At 32.9% G+C, this 20,908-nt stretch carries 21 protein-coding genes; 6 read left to right on the top strand and 15 right to left on the bottom strand.

The features are described from left to right. Positions 1-3: 3 nt before the first annotated feature. The 4 genes from C6H31_RS01645 to C6H31_RS01630 are packed head-to-tail and all read left to right on the top strand — an operon-like array spanning position 4 to position 3,219. Positions 4-687, top strand: coding sequence for an LPP20 family lipoprotein (locus C6H31_RS01645; protein WP_104697068.1), 684 nt, complete (start codon positions 4-6; stop codon positions 685-687). Beyond that, positions 687-1,277, top strand: a complete 591-nt coding sequence (locus tag C6H31_RS01640) for a hypothetical protein (protein ID WP_233709940.1) — start codon at positions 687-689, stop codon at positions 1,275-1,277. The genes C6H31_RS01645 and C6H31_RS01640 overlap by 1 nt, the downstream gene beginning before the upstream one ends. Continuing rightward, positions 1,274-2,479, top strand: coding sequence for a bifunctional phosphopantothenoylcysteine decarboxylase/phosphopantothenate--cysteine ligase CoaBC (coaBC, locus tag C6H31_RS01635; RefSeq protein ID WP_104697067.1), 1,206 nt, complete (start codon positions 1,274-1,276; stop codon positions 2,477-2,479). Before C6H31_RS01640 ends, coaBC begins: the two co-directional genes overlap by 4 nt. Continuing rightward, positions 2,476-3,219, top strand: a complete 744-nt coding sequence (locus C6H31_RS01630) for a hypothetical protein (protein ID WP_104697066.1) — start codon at positions 2,476-2,478, stop codon at positions 3,217-3,219. Before coaBC ends, C6H31_RS01630 begins: the two co-directional genes overlap by 4 nt. Here C6H31_RS01630 and C6H31_RS01625 read toward each other — a convergent pair. The 14 genes from C6H31_RS01625 to serS form a co-directional block, all read right to left on the bottom strand. After that, the gene (locus C6H31_RS01625) at positions 3,202-4,182 is read right to left on the bottom strand and encodes a Gfo/Idh/MocA family protein (RefSeq protein WP_233709938.1); all 981 of its coding nucleotides are present in this window, start codon (positions 4,180-4,182) and stop codon (positions 3,202-3,204) included. The two genes, C6H31_RS01630 and C6H31_RS01625, sit on opposite strands and share 18 nt — an antisense overlap. A gap of 75 nt (positions 4,183-4,257) precedes the next feature. Then, positions 4,258-5,196 (bottom strand): A/G-specific adenine glycosylase, encoded by a 939-nt coding sequence (locus tag C6H31_RS01620; protein WP_104697064.1) that lies wholly within the window; start codon positions 5,194-5,196, stop codon positions 4,258-4,260. 1 nt (position 5,197) lies between these two features. Continuing rightward, positions 5,198-6,583 carry an FAD-linked oxidase C-terminal domain-containing protein gene (locus tag C6H31_RS01615; protein WP_104697063.1) on the bottom strand — a complete coding sequence of 462 codons (1,386 nt, stop codon included), beginning with the start codon at positions 6,581-6,583 and terminating at the stop codon, positions 5,198-5,200. A 6-nt stretch (positions 6,584-6,589) separates the two neighbouring features. Then, a complete protein-coding gene (locus C6H31_RS01610; RefSeq protein ID WP_104697062.1) occupies positions 6,590-7,468 on the bottom strand; it encodes a plasminogen-binding N-terminal domain-containing protein in 879 nt (292 codons plus the stop codon). Then, positions 7,465-8,076 (bottom strand): NUDIX domain-containing protein, encoded by a 612-nt coding sequence (locus tag C6H31_RS01605; RefSeq protein ID WP_104697061.1) that lies wholly within the window; start codon positions 8,074-8,076, stop codon positions 7,465-7,467. Before C6H31_RS01605 ends, C6H31_RS01610 begins: the two co-directional genes overlap by 4 nt. Continuing rightward, positions 8,076-9,236, bottom strand: a complete 1,161-nt coding sequence (locus tag C6H31_RS01600) for a peptidoglycan DD-metalloendopeptidase family protein (protein ID WP_104697060.1) — start codon at positions 9,234-9,236, stop codon at positions 8,076-8,078. The genes C6H31_RS01605 and C6H31_RS01600 overlap by 1 nt, the downstream gene beginning before the upstream one ends. Positions 9,237-9,288: 52 nt before the next feature. Continuing rightward, positions 9,289-9,768 (bottom strand): phosphoribosyltransferase, encoded by a 480-nt coding sequence (locus C6H31_RS01595; protein ID WP_158654733.1) that lies wholly within the window; start codon positions 9,766-9,768, stop codon positions 9,289-9,291. A gap of 90 nt (positions 9,769-9,858) precedes the next feature. Continuing rightward, a complete protein-coding gene (gene tmk / locus C6H31_RS01590; RefSeq protein WP_104697058.1) occupies positions 9,859-10,413 on the bottom strand; it encodes a dTMP kinase in 555 nt (184 codons plus the stop codon). Further along, positions 10,404-10,892 carry a pantetheine-phosphate adenylyltransferase gene (gene coaD, locus C6H31_RS01585; protein ID WP_104697057.1) on the bottom strand — a complete coding sequence of 163 codons (489 nt, stop codon included), beginning with the start codon at positions 10,890-10,892 and terminating at the stop codon, positions 10,404-10,406. Before coaD ends, tmk begins: the two co-directional genes overlap by 10 nt. Beyond that, positions 10,889-11,434 (bottom strand): UbiX family flavin prenyltransferase, encoded by a 546-nt coding sequence (locus C6H31_RS01580; protein ID WP_104697056.1) that lies wholly within the window; start codon positions 11,432-11,434, stop codon positions 10,889-10,891. The genes coaD and C6H31_RS01580 overlap by 4 nt, the downstream gene beginning before the upstream one ends. Next, positions 11,431-12,099 carry a flagellar basal body P-ring formation chaperone FlgA gene (gene flgA / locus C6H31_RS01575; protein ID WP_104697055.1) on the bottom strand — a complete coding sequence of 223 codons (669 nt, stop codon included), beginning with the start codon at positions 12,097-12,099 and terminating at the stop codon, positions 11,431-11,433. The genes C6H31_RS01580 and flgA overlap by 4 nt, the downstream gene beginning before the upstream one ends. A 1-nt stretch (position 12,100) precedes the next feature. Further along, complete coding sequence (locus C6H31_RS01570) at positions 12,101-14,143, bottom strand: ATP-dependent helicase (RefSeq protein WP_104697054.1); 2,043 nt, start codon at positions 14,141-14,143, stop codon at positions 12,101-12,103. After that, positions 14,136-16,577, bottom strand: coding sequence for a tetratricopeptide repeat protein (locus C6H31_RS01565; RefSeq protein ID WP_104697053.1), 2,442 nt, complete (start codon positions 16,575-16,577; stop codon positions 14,136-14,138). The genes C6H31_RS01570 and C6H31_RS01565 overlap by 8 nt, the downstream gene beginning before the upstream one ends. A 10-nt stretch (positions 16,578-16,587) precedes the next feature. Next, positions 16,588-17,871 (bottom strand): serine--tRNA ligase, encoded by a 1,284-nt coding sequence (gene serS / locus C6H31_RS01560; protein WP_104697052.1) that lies wholly within the window; start codon positions 17,869-17,871, stop codon positions 16,588-16,590. 134 nt (positions 17,872-18,005) lie between these two features. Here serS and glyQ point away from each other — a divergent pair, with 134 nt between their 5' ends. Together glyQ and C6H31_RS01550 are read left to right on the top strand one after the other, a co-directional pair. Further along, positions 18,006-18,905, top strand: a complete 900-nt coding sequence (gene glyQ / locus C6H31_RS01555; protein ID WP_104697051.1) for a glycine--tRNA ligase subunit alpha — start codon at positions 18,006-18,008, stop codon at positions 18,903-18,905. Next, entirely contained in the window at positions 18,890-19,534 is a 645-nt protein-coding gene (locus tag C6H31_RS01550; protein WP_104697050.1) for a tetratricopeptide repeat protein, read from the top strand. The genes glyQ and C6H31_RS01550 overlap by 16 nt, the downstream gene beginning before the upstream one ends. Here C6H31_RS01550 and C6H31_RS01545 read toward each other — a convergent pair. Next, on the bottom strand, positions 19,531-20,895 hold the full coding sequence (locus C6H31_RS01545) for an L-serine ammonia-lyase (protein WP_104697049.1): 1,365 nt from the start codon (positions 20,893-20,895) through the stop codon (positions 19,531-19,533). The genes C6H31_RS01550 and C6H31_RS01545 overlap by 4 nt on opposite strands. Positions 20,896-20,908 lie beyond the last annotated feature (13 nt).

Below are 20,908 nucleotides of genomic sequence, written 5' to 3'. Positions count from 1 at the left end.
TTTATGAAGAATATAACAAGAAGGTTTTTAACAGGCTCTATTATTGCAAGTAGCGCCTTAGCACTTGTGGGTTGTGGTAGTTTTGGTCTCCCTGGAGATGATACAAGTCTTGTTCCTCCATCAGCAATGTATCAACCAGGCTCTGTTCAAGCGCCTACTTATCCTCCAATTGGATTTAGTAATCCCAAACTTGTTGCAGGGAATGATCTTCCTCAAGTAGGACTGGATGCTCCTTTACCTGATACTAGGTTTGATACACCTTCAAATCCTACAACCCCTCCAGGAGATTCTATGGGGAATGCGGATGTTCCTGTTGGTGATGCTATGATACAAAATAGCCCTATTCTCACTCCTACTAATATCATTGAACTTAGTGCTGTGGGTATGGGTGTAGCACCAGAAAGCACAATTTCTCCATCACAAGCACTGGCACTTGCAAAGAGAGCTGCAATTGTAGATGCCTATAGACAGCTTGGTGAAAAAATGTATGGTATAAGAGTAAATGCACAAGATACAGTAAGAGATATGGTATTGCAAAACTCTACTGTAAAAACAAAAGTTCAAGCCTTGATTCGAAATGCAGAAATTACAGAAACAGTGTATAAAGATGGATTATGTCAAGTAAGTATGGAACTCAAGCTTGATGGTAGAATTTGGTATCGCGCTTTAAGTGGTGATCGAGGATAATGGATTTTTTTAACCTTCTTAGAATTAGGAGCATCGCTAGTTGTGGCCTTGCTCTTGTTCTTTTACTTTTTAGCGCATGTGCAGGCACAAAGAATCTTTTTACAAACAAACCTGTAAGAGCTCCAAAACAAATAGCTAAAGAAGATCTTCCTCCACCTGATTTTAAACTCCTATTTATAAAAAGTCCAAAATTTAGTTACTATGACTATGCATTATTGAGAACACAAGATGACAATATTATCGTTGAGCTTTTTAAACTTGGGCAAAATATTGGAAATATTAGTGTTTTTAAAAATAAAATCTGTTTTATGAATGACTGTGCTCCAAAGTGGCCTAGTGCAAAAGAATTTTTTGGTAAAGTTGCATATGCTGATTTATTTGATGATATTTTGCTTGGAAGAGATATTTTTGATGGTAAAGGCAAAATGGCAGGAGAAGACAATGCAATTATTCAAAGATTTCAACAAAGCGGACAGATTATATATTATGAAAGAAAGCAAGGGCATACTCTCTTTCAAAATCTCTCAACGGGCGTTGCAATTTCAATTGATGATTATATAGATCCTTCAAAGCAGTACGAAAGAAAATGATTTTTACAAACCCTTTACTTTTGAAAGATAAAAAAATTTTAATTGGTGTGAGTAGTTCTATAGCAATTTATAAGATTTTAGATCTTATTAGTATGCTTAAAAAATTAGGTGCTGATATAAGAGTAGTAATGACTGAAGAAGCAAAAAAGTTTGTAACCCCTCTTTGCTTTGAGGCACTTACACACACAAAAGTCTTGCATCTTCAAAGTGAAGATTGGAGCAATGGTTGCAATCATATAGATTATGCCAAATGGGCAGATGTCTTTTTGATCGCTCCAACTACTGCCAATACCCTTGCAAAAATATCTTATGGTATTGCTGATAATCTACTTCTTTCTACACTTCTAGCATCAAAAGCACCAAAGCTTATTGCACCTGCTATGAATACACAGATGCTAGAAAATCCAAAGACACAAGAAAATATTTCAAAGCTTAGAAAAGATGGCTTTAAGATTATTGCCACAAGGTCATGCTTACTTGCTTGTGATACTTTCGGAGATGGAGCCCTTGCAACTCCCAAAGAAATAGTTTTTAATCTGATACGAGAATTTTATAGCCACTCTTTTTATAAAAATAAAAGAGTGATGATCACAGGTGGTGGAAGCAAGGAAAACATTGATCTTGTAAGGTGCATTAGTAATCACTCTAGTGGATTACAGGCAAGTGCCTTGGCCTTAGCTTTTTATTTTTTGGGAGCAAATGTAACTTTTATTAGTTCAATTTTCCCTCAAGAGCTCCCAAACTCTATCCAACAAATAAAGGTAGCAAGTGCAAAAGAATATCTTGAGGCCATTAAGACAAATCTTACAGAAGAAAAAACCTATCTAATAATGAGTGCTGCAATTGCTGATTTTATTCCAAAAAATTCCTACAATACAAAAATTAAAAAGCAAGACCAAAAGAATCTAACTCTAGAGCTTGAGAGGAATATTGATATTTTAGAGAGTTTAAATCAGAAAAATCTAGTAAAAATTGGCTTTAAGGCAGAATTGGATAAAAACAATGCAATAGATTGTGCAAAAAAAATGCTTGAGACCAAAAATTGTGCGTGTGTATGTCTCAATATACTTTCAAATCATAATACTTTTGGCTCACAAAATAATGAAATGATCTTATTTTCAAAGGACAAACAAAAGCAAATACCACTTAGCTCAAAACTACAAGTAGCATTTGAAATTGCAGATTTTCTTACGCTTTTATGATTGAAAAAATTAGTTCCTTATTACAAAATATTTCTAAAATAAGTCATACAAAAGAAATAAACAACACCCTACCTATACTGCTTCAAGTGCTAAAAAAAGAATCTAAAGATATCTATCTTATAAAAATGGGTAATATGCAAACCACTACTAAAAGCCAAAAAGAACTCTTAATAGGAGGAAAATATCTTGCCAATGTAACAAAAAGCTCCATAGGCTCTATCTTGCTTTCAAATCTTACACCTTATCCAAAACTATTAGATGAAATAGGTAATTCTCCCATCAAACTTACACATCATGATTTAAAAAAATTTTTAAACAAGGACTATAAAATTTTTTTAGAAGAATGGAAAACTTTTTTATTAGAGCATCTCTCACAAGCGCCAACAAGAGAAAATTTTTTATTTCTTGGGAATATGCTCTTGTCTTTGCAAAAAGAGATTCTTACGCTTATTGTTAATGAGGATAAAAAAGATAATCTTTTACAAATTAAAAAGAAAAAATCTAGGCAGGAATTGGAATTTTATGCCTTATATCCACATTTAGGAAGCATTGATGGATTAATTTATCAAAAAGGCCAAGATCTTGGATTGAGACTTATAGTAACATTTGATAGTGTAAAAAATCTTTTAGAAAAAAATATTTCATCACTTGACTCATTCTCTCAAATAGATATTTTTAAGACTGAAACAATTGAGCCATTGTTTAATTTTAAAGACCATCTTTTAGATCTCAGAAGCTGAAATCTGTTTTAAGATTTTAATAATATGCATTGTGTGCTTTTCATCGATTAGATGTTGTGTATGCATTGGGTTTTTTATTTTAAATATAAAAGCCTCAATTGATTGATTTAAGGCCGGTTTAGAATCTAATTTTGGATAGCTTGTACTCCCAATTTTATATTCCACCATTTTTTTGTAAAGACTTTGAGAGTCAAATTCATCTCTAATCACAACTCCAGAATCAAAAATTGCCAATTTTTGACTTTTGGTTTCATCATAAATAGCAGTTTTATTCTCCCCTCCTATGATCATTTCTCGCACCTTAATTGGGCTAAGCCAAGAAACATTAATTGTAACAATTATTCCATTTTGCAACTCAAGGTTAATATTAGCAATGGCATCATTTGGATAGTTTTGATAGGTTCTTTTAAACACCTCAATATTTTTAATCTCAAGCCCTATAAGATAATCAATAATGCTTAAATCATGAATTGCAAGATCCCAAATTACATCCACACTATTTTGAAATAACCCCAGATTGATACGCCTTGAATTAATATAAACAATATTTCCTAAGATGCTAAGATTTTGTTTAAGCCATTGTATAGGAGGGGCATATAAAAATATATGATCACAATGAAGGCTTAATTTTCTTCTTTTTGCTTCTTGATATAAAATCAAAGCTTTTGCATCATCCATACAAAGAGGTTTTTCTACAAAGATATGTTTATTGCTTTTTAATGCCTTTAATGCAAGATCAAAGTGGCTTTGAGGAGGAGTAACAATAAAAATTGCCTCAATTTCCTCATCCAATAAAATTGCTTCATAACTTGAATATTCTTTAAAATTATAAAGTTTTTTAGATTCTTCTATTTGTGTTTTATCAAGATCAAAAATACATTTTAAGGAAAAAAAACCCGAATCTATTATTGCTTTTGCTACATTCCTACCCCAATACCCATAACCAATCAATGCAACTTGCACAAAAACTCCCTGGTAATATTTTTTTAATATTGTAGAAAAATATTTTTAAAGTTCTTTTTAAAAACCTAAAAGAAATTAAAGAAGTTTTAATTTCTTTAAAATCTTAAGACTTAAACTTGTCATTGGAAAATCTCGTATTTTATCTTTTTGAATCATTTGAGTATGCGGTGGTTGCTGGTTAAGTTTATAAAGCAATACTTCAATTTTATATTTTGTCCTTGAATGTTTTAGTGTTTCAAAGCAACTTTGAACTTTTAAATCCACCTCAGGAAAACTAAAAAGATTATTCCATTTTTTGCTTCTAAGCATCGCTATTGCTTGAGAATCCTCATAAATTCCCAAATGCATTTGAACCTGCTCATAAATAATTTTTTTACTTTGTGTATAAAGTTTTATTTGATTCTTTCCCTTGCAATCATCAAAGAGAGGACAAATATTGCATCGTGGATTTAGGGGCAAACAAATCAATGCTCCTAAATCTAGCAGAGCTTGATTATGATTAAAAGAATCTTTGGTGTTTAAAAAACGATCTGCAACTTCTTGTAATTGTTTTTTTGTAGGACTTTGTAATGCAAAAAATCTCATCAATACTCTTTTGATATTTGTATCAAAAAAGGCAACATTTTTTCCAAATCCAAAACATAAAATTGCACCTGCAGTATAATCCCCTATGCCTGGCAAAGCCTTTAACTCTTCTTTAGTTTGAGGTAAAAAATCTTTTAGTATTTTTGCTGTTTTTAATAAATTTTTTGCCCTTGAGTAATAGCCTAACCCTGCCCAAAAAATCAAAACCTCATCCTCATCTGCCAAACTTAAATCTTTAAGTGTTGGAAATCTATGCATAAATCTTTCATAGTATGAAAGAACACTAGAGACTTGTGTTTGTTGCAACATAATTTCACTTATATAAACACCATAAGCCCCATCTATAAAACCCAAATTCCTCCAAGGCAAATGTTTTCTACCACAAAGGTCATACCATTTCAAAAGCAATAGATGCGAATTTTCAAACAATCTAAAGCCCCATTTTATTTGGGTTTAAAATATTATTTGGATCAAAAGCTTTTTTAAGATTTTTAAAAAGATTCATTTCTGCTTCACTGAAAGCAAGTTGCATAAACAAAGCCTTACTAAGACCTATACCATGCTCTCCACTCAATGTCCCCTCCAATCCAATTGTAAGCCTAAAAATTTCCTCTACAGCCCTATAACCTCTTTGCAATTCTTCTTCATCTTGAGAATCTTGTATCATTACATTTGTATGCACATTTCCATCACCAGCATGACCAAAACAAACAATCTTAAGATTATATTTTCTTCCTATCTCTTCAATCCCCTCAAGCAACTTTGGAAGATTCCCTCTTGGAACAGTAATATCCTCATTGAGTTTCTTTTTTCCATAGATAGTGATACTCTGTGAAGCATTACGACGCATTGACCAAATTTCATTAGCTTTATCCTGATCTTTTGCAATTTGAAAATCTAAACATTTATTTTTAAAAAAAACCTCTTTAATCTTTTGAGTTTGATAAGCAAGAGATTCTAAAATATCCCCATCAATTTGCAAGATCAAAACTGCTTTAGCTTCCTTGGCAATTTCTTTATTCATTTTTACACTAAGTGCTTGTAAAGTAAGTGTATCCAAAAACTCCATTGCAACAGGAGTAACCCCTTCTGCTAGTGTTTGATAGACTGCATTCATACTATCTTGAATACTTCCAAAAGAACCTATCATCACTTGAGTAACTTTTGGCTTTGCTAATAGTTTGAGTGTAATTTCTGTAATTACTGCAAGAGTTCCTTCGCTCCCACATAATATTCCAACAAGATTATAACCTGCAACATCTTTAATGGTTTTTTTTCCCGCACAAATCACATCTCCATTTGGTAGCACCGCTCTTAAAGCAAGAATATAATCTTTTGTAGTTCCATACTTTAAGGCACGCATACCTCCGGCATTTTCACCTACATTGCCACCTATTGTACTAAATTCTTGAGATGCTGGATCTGGAGGGTAGAACAATCCTTTTTTCTCAACCTCATTTTGCAACACTTTATTAATGACTGCAGGTTGCACTCTTGCAGTCAAGTTTTTTTCATCAATTTCTAGAATTTGATTGAAATATTTTTCCATTGCAAGCACTACGCCACCATTAGCGCAAAGGGATCCTCCACTCATTCCACTACCAGCACCTCTAGGAACTACTGGTATAAGATGCTTATTACAATAAGATAGAATTTGCGAGATCTGATTCTCATTTTGGGGAAAGATTACACAATCTGGCTCAAAAATCTGGCGCGTTGAATCATAAGAATAACCCTTAAGGTAGAGTTTATCACTTTTACAATTATCCCTGCCAACAATTTTTGAAAAAAAACTCAGATGTTTTTGATTTAACATTATTTTTTAATCTTTATTTTCTTTTTTGTTTTTTTTATTCTCTTTTTCTTCTTTTTTCTTTCTCTTTTCCTCTTGTTTTTTAGCTTCCTTTAGCTTTAATTCTTCAAGCTTTTTCTTATCAAGTTTTTGTTTTTCTTCAAGCATAATGGGTTGATAGGGAATATTTGGATGCAAAAGGTTGGTGTAATAGGCAAAATAATATCTTGCTTTTTTAGATTGAAGAAAACTAAAAAGTGTGCCTGATTTAATTTCATCTATCCTTGAATAAAATGGAATTTGCGTATCTTCAACCTTGCTTGTATCCAACTTCTTAGAATCTAAAATCTTAAAACTTTGACAATCTAAAATATCAAGTGTATCCCTATTTACAACAAACAAAAGCCCTGCGCTATAAGCATTGCACGCTTTTTTAAAAAACAATTTACTAGGATCAAACTCCCCATAGCTAAATAGATAGCCAAGCAATAAATCTGAACTTAAAAAATCAAAGTCTTTATATTCTTCTTTTATTCTTTCATAGAACTCAAGATTGGGAGCCACTAAAAATGCTTTTTGATTAAAACTCCTAAAAACAACGCGATCTCCTTCTTTTGGCTTAATATTAGGGGTTGGAAGATAAATTTGTTTTAATGCTTCAAAAGGCTTAATTTGTGCCACTGCCTTATTATCTTGGCAGCACCTTAGAACTTCAACCTGTGCAATAATTCCAGCATAGTCCGTTAATTTTGTAACAACAATGCCACTTTCTCCAACCTTTAGATCCTTGGCATTAAAGACAACTGTATTTTCTTTAGGATCTAAACTTAGTATTTCTGTTTCAAACCTATCTTGCAGACTTGCAAACACACAGCTAAATAAAAATAAAAAACTTGATATTTTTTTCATTCTGTTGATTCCTTTATTTTAAAAAAACAATAATACCAATGTATTCCTAAAAATAAGGAGGTAGTTTTTTGAATCTGTTGATCAAAAATAAAACTCAAAGAATCTTGCAATGGCAAATATAAAACCTCTATACATTCATCTTCGATTCCTCCTCCTGTAGAAATTTTACATTTTTCATTCACATTAGCAAAGTATATAAATTGCTTGTTACCATTTACTCCTGTTGAACTAAAAAAGCTTCCTATAAAATACAAATCTTGTGGAGAAATTTTATATCCGCACTCTTCAAATACTTCTTCACAGGCAATAACCTCCAGGCTCTTATCTTTATCCACTAAGCCTGCACACAACTCATAGGTATATCCATCCTCTTGATTTTGATAAAAAACTGCAGGTCTAAATTGTCTCACAATAACAAAAGATTTTCTATCGGTGTCAAAAAGCACAATACAAACGCTATCAGATGTCCTTGCAATCTCCCACTTTTTATTTTTTCCATTCTCTTTAAAGGACATTGAAGCAAGTTGTATATAGGAGGGGTTTTTTAGAGGTCCATAAGAAATTGTTGAAAAATCTACTTTTATTGATGGTTTCTTAAAATATTTCATTATTCTAAACTCTCTGTATGTATATATGCCTTCTTCTCACTAAAATCGTATTTATTGATTAATTCATCAAGGTCTTTTTTTTGTTGATTTGCAAAAGCGAGAAATTCTTCTTTTTTATGCCCCTTGAGCTGATTTTTTTCTGTCCTTACTATCCCTAAGGGGTCAATTGGTTTATTATTTCTATACACGCCAAAATGCAGATGGGGTCCTGTACTCAGTCCTGTACTACCCACTCTTCCTATCAGCTGACCCTTTTTTACTCTTGCGCCTACAAATGCTTTAGGATCTCTTTTACTCATATGTGCATACAAAGTTCTAATTCCATCATTATGTAAGATTTCTACAACATTCCCATACCCCCCACGATATCCAGAATAAATTACTTTTCCGCTTGCTGAAGCATAAATTGGTGTGCCATGGGAAGCGCTTAGATCAACACCATAATGAGGTCTAACTTTTTTTAAAACAGGATGCCATCTTCCATAAGAGAATTTTGAAGTAATACGGCGGTATTTTATAGGCATTTCGAGTAAAAAACCCGCAATCTCTCTTCCATTAAGATCATAAAAACTATCCCCAAAACTAAAAATATAGTGGGGTTTTTTGTTTGTCTGGACAATAGCAGATTGAATCTCTGGGGTGGAAAAAGTTCTTCCAAGTCGATATTTTCTCGTGTATATAAAGGCTAGTTTGTCATCTTTTAGCATATATTTGTTAAAGTCAATGCTCTTGCGATAGGTATTTACAAATTCTGTAGCCAATACTATATCATTTGTATGCTCCAAAATATCTTGGTAAGGTGATTTTTGAATGGCTAATACCAAAGTGTTCTTATATGTAGTATAGATAATTGGAATAAAATCCAAAACATATTTTTGATCTTTGTTTTTATAGATATGCATCTGCACATCTTCACTAATTGGAATTAATACTTGCAAGACCTTTTGATTCTCATCTCTTAAAATATAATAGACAGATCCTACTTGCACTTCGCTTGCAAGCTCTTTATCCGTAGCAGAAAGATTATAATAAAGGCGCAATGGTAATCCATTTTTTTCTAAGAATGCCAGCACAGAAAGCCCACTGCTCCACACTACCCTCTCTCCAACTGCACCAAAACAGAAAAAAAATAACATAAACACTAAAGTTATAACTCTCATCTTTTTTCCTCAAAGAGGCTGATTATATAAAACTTTGGCTAATAACTTTGAACTAGCTTCTTGCATCACTCAAAACAATACCAAATAAAACATTATTGTTGTATTTTTGTAGCTTTTCTCTTGCTTCAAGCATACTTGTCCCTGTAGTGATAATATCATCAAAGATAATCAGATCTTTATAGGATACTTTACATTTAAAGTTTTTTGGATTTTTCTTTCTGAAGCTAAGACTTTCGCCTGCATATTTAACTTTATTTTTAGCCCTTAATTCACCAAAGATGGGCTTAATCTTGGAGGAAAAACCTTTTAAAATAATCCCTGTATGAGAATAACCCTTTTTAGGGTCATCATCAATTCCTACACCATAGCAATCTTTCGGGAATCTAACACTTAGATGATTAAAAAAATATTCACTTGCCCTCTGTGCCAAAATCTTATAAATTCTACTTCCAATAGCATCATACTTCATATTTAATAAAAAAGCATTCTCTTCATAGGAGTAAAAACTATAAACCTTAAAATCCTCCAACACTCTAATACTTGGCTTGATCACCAAAAAAACATCTTGGCATTTTTTACAAATAATGCAAAAGCTCACTCTAGTGCAAATAATACAGCGCATCTATAAAAATGCAATAATTTGTTGATGCAGTTCCTCAATTGAAAGAGAAGCATCTAAAATCAAAGTATCCAACCGCAACTGGTGTGTAATTTCAAACAATCTTTCTTGGATATGCATTAAATATTCAACTCCTCTTTCTTCAATAACATCCTGTCTCTTTTCTTCTAAACGCCTCTTTAATAACTCCTCACCAATCCTAAATAAAACCACCTTATCTGGCAACATATCTTGAGTTGCAAAGAGGTTATATTCTAAAGCACAAACAATATTCTTTGCATAAGCAATCCCTGATATCAGACTCCTATCTGCAATAATCATTTTATCTTTGTTTGGAACAATCACCTCAAAACAATGCTGTGCCCTATCTGCCAAAAATAAAAAAAATTCTGCCTTATTGTCTAATTTTTCACCTGATAAAAGCATATCTCTAATCTTGGAACCTATGATACTACCTCCTGGCTCCTTTGTGAAAATTGCATCAGGAAATTTTGGTTTTAAAAGCTCAATTTGCGTGCTTTTGCCACATGTATCTATTCCTTCAAAAGCTACATACATTCATACCCCTTGTTTTTAATATATTCAAAAACATCTAATGGTAATAAATGAGAGATTTTACCTTGATGCTCTAAGATGCTTCTTACTACCGAAGAACTAATAAATGCATTTTCTAAGCTTGGCATAAAATAAATTGTTTCAAGCTCATTATTCAAAGAGACATTAGCATATCCCATTTGTAATTCATATTCAAAATCACTCACAACCCTAAGACCTCTGATAATAATATTTGTATTTCTCTTTTGTGCAAAATCTGCCAATAAAATATCAAAGCATTCACATCTCACATTAGCAAGCTTCTTAATAGCAAGCTTTACCATTTCTTCCCTATCTGATAAGTCAAATAACGGTTTTTTAGTTTTTGATGAAGCGACTGCAACAAGCACTTCATCAAAAATTTTACTACTTCTTTTAATAATATCAATATGACCATTTGTTAAAGGATCAAAAGTCCCAGGATAAATTGCCAATTTTTTCATTGCATCCCCCATCTTTGATATAAAGAATGATCTATCTCAAGTAAATCAAACCAACGTCCTATAATAAAATCCTCCATCATCTCAAGACTCTTAACCTTTGCATAATATCCAAGAACAGGAGGTGCAATAATTACACCATTTTTAGATAGCTTTAACATATTTTCTAAAGCAATTGAAGAAAATGGAAGCTCTCTAGGTGCTAGTAATAAAGTTTTTTTTTCCTTAATCATCACACTTGCACTCCGAGTAATCAAATCATCAGCAATCCCACACGCAATTTTTGCCAGTTTATTCATTGATGTTGGAATAATTGCCATTTTAGAAACACCAAAACTTCCTGATGCAATGGATGCCCCAATATCATTAGAATCCAAAATTTGAACATGCTTAGAAAACTTTAGATCAATCCTTTCTTTTTTAATTACCTCTTTTGCTCCTTGGCTTAATACCAAAAAAATCTCAAAATAAGCAGGTAATTTTTCTAAAAATTTAATTCCAAGATTAACACTACTTGCACCACTAATTCCTACAACAAATTTCATAACACCTCTCCATTACCATCAGGCAAAACCCTTACTTTTACAGATTTTTTTGTCTCTGGATTTAGAGCCTCAATTATAGAATCCACAGAACCATTTTCTTTTGCAATCAAAACCAAATGGATTATGATATGCCCATCTTTATAAATTGCTAAAAAAGTATCATTCTTCTTGATTAAGATTTTTGGCTCAATATGATAGCGATAAATCATTGTTTGATTTGGAATAAAAATCTTTGCACTTACATTTCCAATTTCCTTAAAACTCATTGGTGTAGCACTCAAGCTTTCAAGTTCTATTCTTCTTTCTAAGATATTTTGTTGTGTAATTTCTTGATGTTTTTTTATGCCCATTTGAGAAAACAATACTTCAAGAGTTGCTTGAACTTTATACTTTAGTAGATGAGAATACTTTTTTTTGTTATAAATAAAATCAATAAATACTGCGCCATTGGAAAAAAAGTTTTTATCATTTAATGTAATCTTTTGAATTTGAATCTCATCAATCTGTGTTGATGGATTGAGTTCTAATTGAATAGTTTCTATTTTAATATGATTATCCTTGTAAAACTCCATATATTCTTTTTGTATCAGTTTTTTAATCTCATCGATATTTCCTCCAAATACCATATTAATCAATAAGAAAAAAATAAAATAACCCTTCTTCACTCTATACCCTCTCTACAAAAGTATCCATAATAGGTTTTCTCAAACCTCCAAAGTTAATAACCAAGATAGTATCTTGACCATTTTTTATGATTTCTTCAACTCTACCTAGGCCAAAAATCTTATGAGATACCATTACACCCTTTTTTATAACCCTATCTTGCTGTTTTGTTTGCTTGGGATATTGAATTAGTCCTGCTTCTTTTAAGAAAGAAGATTTTTCTAGTTGCGTTCTCCTGCCTTTATAAAATCTAGAATCCACATAGGATACAAAGAGCTTTTTCCTTGCTCTTGTAAAAGCAACATACCCAAGCCTTCTTTCTTCCTCTAAATTACTCTCTTCTCTATCTAAGGGGAAAAAGCCATTTTCCAACCCAATAACAAAAACATAATCAAACTCCAATCCTTTTGCAGTGTGTATGCTCATACAATTAACTGCTTCATCAGAGAGATTATCCAAATCAGAATGTAAAGGAATATAATTTAAAAAATCTTCTAATAAATCATTAGGATTTTTAATAAAATAATCCCGCATTAACCCCATAAATTCATTAATATTTCCTCTACGATCCACATTTTCTTGAGAATTATTATAAGCTTGTGTCAAATCAATTCTTCCTAAAAGCTCACTTAACAACCGCTCTGATTCTAACTCCAAACTTCTTAAGTCCTGCAATATTTCAAAAAACTCTTTTAAAACCTTTAAGTTTTTATCACTAAGATAACCTTCATAATCTTTATCAATAAATGCCTGATATACACTTTTATTTTTTTCTTTTGCTAGTGTAAAGATTTTATCTTGCGTCTGCTTTCCTATACCCCTTTTTGGCTGATTGATGATGCGTTGAAGTGAAAAATCATCTTTGCTATTTATTAAATACCTTAGATAAGCCAGTATGTCTTTAATTTCTGCTCTCTCATAAAAACGAATTGTTCCCAAAAGCTTGTAATGAATCTTATATTGATTCAATCCTTCCTCTAAAGATCTAGAGAGTGCATTTAATCTAAACAATACTGCAATATCATTTAAACACACTCCCTGTTTTTGTAACTCTCCAATTTTTTTTGCAATAAAAAGGGCTTCTATACTTTCATCACTATTGTGCAAAACTTCTACTTTTTCTCCCTTTCCTTTGGTGCTCCTAAGGGTTTTTCCAAGTCTATTACTATTGTGTTTAATCAGACAATTAGCCACTTCAAGTATTTCTTGTGTTGAGCGATAATTCTCCTCTAGTTTAATCATCTTGGCACCCTTAAAATGTTCTTGAAAGTCAAGAATATTTCTAATATCAGAGCCTCTCCAACCATAAATACTCTGATCATCATCCCCTACAACACAAATATTTTGATGTTTTGAACACAATTTTTGCAATAATTTAAATTGCAACAAATTAGTATCTTGATACTCATCTACCATAATATAAGAATACTTTTGTGAAACTTCCAAAGCAAGATCGTGGTATTTATCCAAAATCATAAAAGGCAATAAAATTAAATCATCAAAATCCAATAGATTTTGATTTTGCAAAGTCTTTTGATAATCCAAATAGATCTTTGCTAGCTTTATTTGATGCTGATCTCTTGCCTGAGTAGCAAACACCTCTGGTGGAACTAAGTTGTTTTTCAAATTAGAAATCATATGCTCCATGTAACCCAGTGGCAAAGTTTCATTATATTTTTTTAGTATTTTTTTCTTATCATCTGAATCTAGCAATACAAAATTAAAATCCCTCTCTAAATATGAAATATAAAATCTCAAAAATAAAAGCCCAAACTTATGAAAAGTACACAAAAGAGGTGGTGAGCTTGGCTTTTGTTTTAGCAGTCTTAGGGCCCTTTCTCTCATTTCCATACTCGCCTTATTTGTAAAGGTAAGAGTTAGAGTTTGATATGGAGGAATGCCTACTTCATCAATCAAATAAGCAAGTCTTGTGGTTAATGTCCTAGTCTTGCCACTTCCAGCTCCAGCTAAAACAAGCAAGGGTCCATCAATAATTTGCACAGCCTCTTGTTGAGACGGATTTAAATCCCTTAATAAATCACTCATCTTTAATTTTAGAATCTGCTATTTTTTGCAAATCAATTTCAAAGTCAAAAAAATTTGAATTAAATGGTTTCCCAGCTATCATTGCATAATGAGAAGCTGCAGCCTTAAAATTACCCGCTTGTTGATAAAGCATACCTAAAACATACTTGGTCTCAAAACTAGCCTCTGAATCCATCTTGGATAACTGAAGTAATAAAGTAGCATTATCATAATTACCCGTCCCAATTAAGGCAACAGAACCTAAGAATTGTGTCTTTGAATCCTGTTCTCCTAGGTTATTAATTAAAGTATCATAAATAGAATAAGCTTGCTCAAACTTATGTTGATAGAGATTGATTAGTGCTAAAGTTTGCAAGGCACCATTTGGCTTTTTCAAAGAAGATATTAGTTTTTGTTTTAGGGCATTTTCTTGAACTTGGAGAGAGCCGGTAATAAAACTTATATACGCATAAAGTTCTCTTGATAAAGCAGGTCCATTATAAACTTTCTCAAGGTTAATTTTTTCCTTTGTAAGCATATTATGAAGCCTAAGCGCATTTTGTTTAAAATTAGCATTTGAAGTACCCTGTGTCAGATTCTTTAATGTTTTAACCACTAAATCATTAGGGTAAATTAAGTCTAGCTCACTAAAGGATTTATGCGCATCAAGATATTTTTTTGTCTGAATATCAAAGACACCTCGAAGAGCATAGTATATTGGCAACTTGTTTTGAGTATTCTCAACCCATTTCATATCGCTTGTAATATTTTGGTTAAGATATCCCAAAAGAGAAAGTAGAAAGTCTCTTTTATCAGAATCCTTACCCACAACGCGTTCAAAATTTTGCGTAATATCTCTTTGTAATCTTTGAGAATCTTTATCTAAAAGTCTTGATGCTAAAATAGCATATAAGCCTGTATCTATACTATTTGTGTTAAGATGGTAAGATTTTAAAAGATGTCTATATGCATTTCCTAGATCATCCATTTGCGCATAAACAAGTCCTAAGTTATAATGCAAGACTGCATGGTTAGGATTATGTTGTGCTGCAACTTGTAAAATTTTTAAAGCACTACGCAAATCATTTTGATAAATTGCAACAAGAGCCTGTGCTATGTCCTTATTAATTTGTGCAATTGTTACACTTTGCAAAAGTTTCTCTTCAGAAGCCACCACATTATAATTTGAAAAAATTCCACTTTCTCGCAGAATATCTAAAGTATCTTTTACACTAAAAACTTTATAAGGTGCAAAATAAAACAATACTTTATCTGTGAGCATATAATTTCTCTTAATTCCACTAAGAACAAAGTCTTGTTGAGCAATATCAATACTAAAAAGTTTAGGTTGCAAAACCACTTTAATAGGATAAGTATCAATTATTCTTTTATCAAAAGATGAATTATTTGAGATCTGTTCCAAGATATTAGAAGCTTGATAAAAATCATGGGTCTTTAAATATAAAATCTGCAACGCCATCATTGCTTCCAAGTCATTTTGGTGGTTTTTGATGTATTCTGTTAAGTATTCTTTTGCTCTATCATAGTTACCAGTTCTTGCATAAAGCAATCCTAAATTTTTGATATCCTTCTTATTATTTTCTTGCTTTTCTAGAGCACCAATTGCATTTTCATCATCTCCAAAAACTAGAAAAGATTTTGCAGATATGTCTGAACTCATAGATACATAAGAATCTGAAATTGGGTTTGTAATACTTGATAGTGCTGCAAAATAATTTTCATTATAAAAATTCACAAGGGCATATAAATAAGAATAAAAAGGCTTTTGATTCTCTTCTGGGAGCCTACTAGTTGCAAGATGAAGATAATAAGAAAAAAGCTCTTTATCCCCCATATACCTAGCACTTACAGCTGCATTTAAAGCACTCAAACTGATATCTTCACCAGAATTGATGGAATTTTCAAAAGACTTAAGTGCTTCTTTATAGTCTTTTTGTTTAATCTGCATCACACCAAGATTATAGTTTGCAAGCCCTTGGGAGAAAGTAGCAATTCTATTAAAAATATTGAGTGCTTCGGTAGTATTACCATCATTATATAAAATATTTGCCTTTTGTATCAAAAGATTCAAATTTGTATCATCAACTTGTGATAATCTTGTTTCTACCTTTGGTAGGGCTTGCAAGAATTCTGTCGTGATTTCAATTTCATCTTCTAATTCTCTAGCTTCTTGCTGCGATGTGTTCTCATACTGAAATCTTGGCTTTTTATTAAAAAATAATAAAAGAAGAATACTAGCTAAGATTATAAAAGATAATACTCCTCCTATTCCCAAAAAAACTATCTTTTTCTTTTTTGGGAATTGTCTAAAACTCTCTATCCTCCCCCTAAAAGCAGAACTTATTCTCTCAAAAAATAAAGGCAGTTTTCTAGCCCCTTGAGGCATAGTATCATCATCACTTAAAGAATTAATACCAGGTGGTTTCTTTGCCATCAGCCACCAATCACAAATAAGGTTTTAAAACTTTGGGGATATCAATACTTCCATCTTGATTTTGGTAGTTTTCCATTATTGCGACTAATGTTCTACCAACAGCAAGAGAGGAGCCATTTAGAGTATGCACCAATGTATTCTTTTTGCCATCCTTAAAACGAATCTTGGCTCTTCTAGCTTGAAAATCCCTAGTGTTAGAGATAGAGCTAATTTCACGATAACAATTTTGACCTGGTAGCCATACTTCAATATCAACAGTATTGCTTGCACAAAATCCAAGATCACCTCCACAAAGCTGAACCAAACGATGAGGTAACTCTAGAGCTTGCAAGATTCCACTTGCAGTTTCAATCATTTTTTGCTGTATTTCATCACTCTCATTGGGTTTTGTTATTGCAACCAATTCTACCTTATCAAACTGATGTTGTCGTATTATCCCTCTTGTATCTCTTCCAGCGCTTCCAGCCTCCTTTCTAAAGCAAGGAGTTTGTGCGGTCATTAAGATAGGTAAAGATTCACTAGATAACACTTCATCGTGATAGAGATTTGTAAGAGTGATTTCTGAGGTTGAAATCAAATAAAAATCCTGCTCTTTTACCACATCTCCCTTATTTAGAGGATCTGTTCTACCATCTATTTTAAACATATCCTCTTCAAATTTTGGCAACTGACCTGTCCCAAACAACATCCTATCATTCACAATAACTGGTGTCGCCACCATCTCAAAACCAGCCTTTTGATTAAAATCTAACATGAAATTAATCAATGCTCTATTTAATCTAGCACCCATACCCCTAAGAACAGAAAACCTACTCTTTGCGAGCTTTACTCCCCTCTCAAAATCAATCCAACCATTATTCTGCGCTAGCTCCCAATGCTCCTTTGGTTTAAAATCAAAAGAACGCGGACTTAAGATCTCTTTTAAAACAACATTATCTTTCTCATCTTCGCCCGCTGGTGTCTTGTCATCGGGTATATTTGGAAGAGAAAACAAAATGCTCTCCAAATCCTTCTGACACTCCTCTACCACAAGTGATAGCTTAGAAATTCTCTCTTTATTGTCACTCAATTCTTGTTTAAGAGACTGCGCACCCTTATCATCACCCTTAAGGTTGCCAAACATTTTTGATTTTTTGTTTTGCTCTGCTTGTAAAATCTCTAATTCTTGTTTTGCTTTCTTATATTTTTGAGCCCTTTGTTTCAAATCTAACAAAGTGTCCAAATCCACTTTTTTAATCCTTAACTTCTCGCTCACCAAATCAAAGTTTTCTAATAAAAGCCTGACATCTATCATAACTATTATCCTTGATGTTTTGTGAATAAAACACTATATTCTAACATATTTTTAAAAAGGATTTTTATCACTCCATTCTATGGTTTTGTTATAATGCATCCTCGGATAATACTACAAAATTCTGAGGAAATACCATGAAATTAACTTTTTCAGACATCCTACTTAAACTCCAAGATTTTTGGAAAAATCAGGGGTGCATTATTGTTCAACCCTATGATATACCAGCGGGCGCAGGAACATTCCATCCTGCAACCCTATTAAGAAGCCTTGATAGCAAACCTTGGTCTGTAGCCTATGTAGCACCATCAAGACGACCTACGGATGGAAGATATGGAGAAAATCCCAATAGACTTGGTAGTTATTATCAATTCCAAGTCATCATTAAACCCAGTCCAGAAAATATCCAAGAACTTTATCTAAAAAGTCTAGAAGCATTGGGATTAAATACCAAAGAGCATGATATAAGATTTGTTGAGGATAACTGGGAATCTCCTACTCTTGGCGCTTGGGGTCTTGGATGGGAAGTATGGCTTGATGGTATGGAAATTACACAATTTACTTATTTTCAACAAGTTGGTGGCATCGCGTGCGATCCTGTAGCAGTAGAAATTACATATGGAGTAGAAAGGCTAGCAACATATATTCAACAAGTGGATTCCATTTTAGACATACAATGGGGAAAAGATTCTCAAAATAATATGTTCTCCTATGCCAATGTGCATCTACAAAGTGAATATGAATTTAGTAAATATCATTTTGAGGTTGCTGATGTCAATACATTATTTAGTCTTTTTAATATGGTGCAAACAGAAGCAAAAAATTGTTTAAACTCTAAACTACCACTACCTGCTTATGATTTCACAATCTTAAGCTCACATTTTTTTAATATCCTAGATGCAAGAAAAGCAATTTCTGTTTCACAACGCCAAGATTATATTCTAAAGATTAGAGAGCTTGCAAAATCCTGTGCTATGCTCTATAAATCTCAAGAAGAAGAAAGGGAGGAAAGGTTGCAAAAATGTCTGCAATCATAAAGAGTGCTTTTTTACTAACTCTATCATTATCTATACTATTTTCTAGCAGTGGGAGTGATTTTATAAAAAAGGCTGTTGAAGCGTATAAAAATGGGAATTTTTTAAGTGCTAAAGAATTCTATACAAAAGCCTGTAATGCGGGAATTATGGATGGATGTAGCGGTCTTGGTACGCTATATGAAAGAGGGCTTGGTGTGATTCAAAATTTACAAAAGGCAAAAGAATATTACCAGTTTGCTTGTAATAGAAAAAATGCTTTTGGATGTTTCCATTTAAGGCTAATTGAAGAGGGTGACTTAGCACTGGAGTATTATATCAATTCTTGTAATGATGATGATGCCTTATCTTGCCTAAAGGTAGGTAATTTATATTATAGAGGTTCTGGTATACCAAAAGATCTCAAAAGCGCTGCGATCTATTACCAAAAATCCTGCAATCTAAGAAATGCTCAAGGTTGTTTTAATCTAGGAATTTTATATAGAAATGGAGAAGGCGAGTTGGAAGCAGACTCTGAGATTGCACTTGCCTACTTCTATTTAGCAAAACAATATCTATTAACAGAATGTCAAAAAGGAGTCGCCTCTTCTTGCAATCTGTTAAAAAGCATGGAATACTACCAGCTTGATTAAGAACAATTTCTTTTCAAAGTAGCTGCCAGACCTCCCAATGCTGTCTCTTTATACTTAAGATTCATATCCTTGCCTGTTTGATACATTGTCTCAATTACCTGATCCAAATTAACTGCTGGCAAGCTCTCTCTATTCATAGCCATTCTAGCAGCACTGATTGCCTTTATGGCACCAAAAGCATTACGCTCAATGCAAGGAATCTGGACTAAACCATGTACAGGATCACAAGTCAATCCTAAATGATGCTCCATTGCAATTTCGGCTGCAGAACATATCTGAGCTGGAGTTCCTCCCATAGCAGAAGCCATCGCTGCTGCTGCCATAGAGCTAGCCGAACCCACCTCTGCCTGACAACCAGCTTCAGCACCACTAATAGATGCATTCTTTTTGTAAAGTGCGCCTATAGCCATTGCTACAAGTAAGAAATTCACCACAACATCATCATTAAATTCATCCCCCATTTGATCTCTTAGGTATAAAAGGACAGATGGAACTATCGCACACGCACCATTTGTAGGGGCTGTAACAACCTTCCCTCCCGCAGCATTTTCTTCAGCAATTGCAATTGCATAAAGAGAAATAGAATCAAGTAAATTTAAAAAATTATTATTCTTTTTGAAAGATTTTTTAAGCTCCAAGGCTCTTCTTTTAAGCTTAAGTGGGCCAGGAAGAATATCTGTCGTAGGATGTGAACCATTCTCATAGGACTCCTGCATCACTTCCCAAATCTCAAGACAATACTTCCTGATATGCTCTTCAGAATTAAATTGTTCTTCAAACTCCATTGAAATAGCAGCAATACCCTTATTATACTTCTCACACAAAGACAATAACTCTTTGGCACTAGAAAAATCTATAGGCAATTCCTCTTTTTCTTCTTTAACAACAGGATTTTTTAACTCCTCTTCTGTAGCAATAAAACCACCCCCTATGGAATAATAAACCTGAGTATCTAAGAGTTTGCCACTCTCATCAAAAACACTTAATCTCATACCATTTTCATGCAACGGTAAAAAATCATTATGAAAAATCACATCTCTATTGTAGATGAAACTCACTAATTTTTGACCACCAAGATTAATTTTATTTTGTTTCATTGCAAGATCAATTGCACCATCTTTAATCTTGGGTGTTAGATCCCTAGCTCTCAAACCATTTAATCCGATAATACATGCCAAATCGCTTAAATGCCCCTTGCCAGTCAAAGACAAAGAACCATGTAGCTCAACTAAAACCCTACTTGCTTGTTCTATCTTATCTTTAATCTTTTCACAAAAAAGATTAGAAGCAAGCATCGGACCAACTGTATGGGAACTGGAAGGACCAACCCCTATTTTAAAAATACTCAGATTACTACCCATCTTAAGCCTCCTT

Origin of the sequence: Helicobacter sp. 'house sparrow 1' (assembly GCF_900199585.1) — a bacterium.
In the GTDB taxonomy this organism is placed as follows: Bacteria; Campylobacterota; Campylobacteria; order Campylobacterales; family Helicobacteraceae; genus Helicobacter_H.
Note: the sequence above shows the minus strand (reverse complement) of the source record. Positions and strands in the feature narration are given on the sequence as shown.